The sequence below is a fragment of the Mesorhizobium sp. P5_C1 genome (genome assembly GCF_054049815.1).
The window spans coordinates 1-2352 of the sequence record NZ_JBFULQ010000713.1 but is presented as its reverse complement, the minus strand read 5'-3'; the positions used below and the strand labels follow the sequence as shown (position 1 = coordinate 2352).

Annotated in this window: 3 protein-coding genes and 1 pseudogene; all 4 read left to right on the top strand. The window is 60.1% G+C overall.

The features are described 5' to 3' along the window. The coding region (locus tag ACXJ7R_RS30275) for a molybdopterin dinucleotide binding domain-containing protein (RefSeq protein WP_457155027.1) at window positions 1–486 on the top strand (486 nt) is incomplete at its 5' end. Between the two features lie 61 nt (window positions 487–547). Further along, window positions 548–1111 (top strand): c-type cytochrome, encoded by a 564-nt coding sequence (locus tag ACXJ7R_RS30270; protein WP_457155028.1) that lies wholly within the window; start codon window positions 548–550, stop codon window positions 1109–1111. After that, complete coding sequence (gene coxB / locus ACXJ7R_RS30265; protein ID WP_457155026.1) at window positions 1108–2100, top strand: cytochrome c oxidase subunit II; 993 nt, start codon at window positions 1108–1110, stop codon at window positions 2098–2100. Before ACXJ7R_RS30270 ends, coxB begins: the two co-directional genes overlap by 4 nt. Beyond that, window positions 2097–2352, top strand: a pseudogene (locus ACXJ7R_RS30260) (cytochrome ubiquinol oxidase subunit I); the annotation flags it as partial. The gene coxB and the pseudogene ACXJ7R_RS30260, both read left to right, overlap by 4 nt.

The following is a 2352-nucleotide window of genomic DNA, read 5'->3' as shown; positions in this document are numbered from 1 at the left end:
GGGTTTGCACGACCGCTGCCGGCGCGCGAACGCAAATGGGTAACGCAAAGCGGAAAAGCCAATTTCATTACACCAGATAGGCTTTTTCCGGAATTGTCTACGTCGCAGAAGGCCGACGTTCTTCATCTCGCGACGCTTCGCTCCAACGATCAGTTCAACACTTCCATCAATGGTTACAGTCACCGTTTTCGTGGAGTGAACTGCATGCGCAACATCGTATTCCTTAACCCAGAGGATATTGCCCGCCTAGGATTCGCTCATGGCGAAATTGTTGATCTAACAACAGCGATCGATGAGGCTACGGCGCGCACGGTCATGGGATTGAGAGTCGTTTCCTACAACATTCCGGAGGGGTGCTGCGGGGCGTATTTTCCTGAAACCAACCCGCTCTTCCCCCTGGCTCACCACGACCCGAAGACGAAGACGCCGTCATACAAGCTTTTGCCAGTCCGCCTTAGCCGATCGCACTTAACTCTAGATGATTGATGCCATGGGGGCAGAGAACCGCTTGACAGAAAGGACCTTCGGAAACCCGAAGTCGGCGCTGATGGCTGGCGCGCTTCTGCTGCTCGTCGGTGTGGGCGGCTTGCTCGGCTTGTTGCGCCAGCCGAGAGAACTTCGCCTCGATCCGCCGGTTGCTGCCAACCTCGACCGGTTCCGCCTCATGCACAACGGCATCAGCGGAACACCACCCGAGAGTTATTTCGCGGGCGGCAAGCCTTATGAAGCGGACGCTTACAATCTGAGCCAAGGCAAGCGTCTTTATGCCTGGTTTGGCTGCCCAGCATGCCACGGCGACGGTCGTGGCGGTGTTGGGCCGAGTTTCCTTGACGGCTGGTGGCTTTACGGGCCTGAGATGGTTTCCCTAGCCGCTTCCATCCGGGACGGCCGCCCGCACGGCATGCCTGCCTTTCGTGACAGGATGACGATCGAGCAGATATGGCAACTCGCAGGATATCTTCAGACGATCGGTTCCTACACGCCGAAGATAGCCGCGCCCAGCCGCAACGATGACAAACACACCCGCCCGGCCGAAAATCGCGGTCCGGCGATAATTCTCTTCAACGAAGGGCCGGTCAATGTCCACCCAGACCAGGGACCTTCGCCATGAGAAAGGTCCACGCCCTTCTTCCGGCGATCATTGCCGTGGCGTCGGGCTGCAGTGGCAATCAGTCGGCGCTTGATCCGCGCGGCGGCCCTGCCATCCATCTCGAACACCTGATCATCGCAACAGTCATCCTGTGTACTGTCGTCTGGATTCTGGTAATGGTCATGCTTGGCCTGGCACTCGCGCGCGGCCGCCGCGCGGCCGCGGACAGCGCGAAGTCCGAGGCACGGCTCACAATCACAGTGATTGCCGCGGTCGCCGCCAGCGTAGTCATCATCGCCGGTCTGACGATCGCAAGTTTCTGTGCCACCCGGAGTATCGGCGTCCCGGAAAGTGCCGCCCTTACGATCACGGTCAAGGGACAGCAATGGTGGTGGCAGGTCTTCTATGCCGGTACCGACRCAAAGCCCGGCTTTCAGACTGCCAACGAAATTCACATCCCCGTCGGTGCGGATGTTCACCTCCTGCTCGAGAGCGCCGATGTCATCCATTCGTTTTGGGTGCCTAGCCTCGCCGGAAAGCAGGATCTTGTTCCGGGCCGGTCCAACAGTTTGCTGCTGCGCGCCGAAAAGTCCGGCGTTTATCGGGGTCAATGCGCCGAGTTCTGCGGCCTGCAGCATAGCCATATGGCGATCATGGTAATCGCAGAGGCGCCGGCGGACTACGAACGTTGGGCGGCGTCGCAGCGAGATGACGCGATGAAGCCAACTGATCCCGACGCGGCGGCAGGGAAGGCAGCTTTCCTGGCTAAGCCGTGCGCTGCCTGCCATACGGTCCGGGGTACACCGGCCAACGGCACGACGGGGCCGGACCTTACACACATTGGCGGCCGTCAGACTATCGCCGCCGGGCTGCAGGAAACCACGCGCGGCTCACTGGCGGCCTGGATTGCAGATCCGCAGACGCTCAAGCCTGGAAACAACATGCCGATAGTCGCGCTGACCAGCATCGAGCTCCAGAACATCTCCGCTTACATGGAGAGCCTGAAATGACGCGCGAAGATGACCGCGGCGTCCGTGACACGGCATTCGGCGAAGCCGAGCTAGACCGGCACCTCGCGTTAACGTGGGCAACACGGCCAGGCCTGTGGGGTGGCCTTTCGACGGTCGATCATAAGATCATAGGCCGGCGCTACATTACCACGGCGTTTGTCTTCCTGGCGCTTGGCGGGTTGCTGTCGTTGCTGATGCGGTTGCAATTGGCACGACCCGAAGCCCGCTTTATAGGGCCCGATCGTTACAACC

Coding starts and splice junctions, on each gene's coding strand:
- ACXJ7R_RS30270 (WP_457155028.1), top strand. CDS start 548: ATGGCTGGCGCGCTTCTGCTGCTCGTCGGTGTGGGCGGCTTGCTCGGC.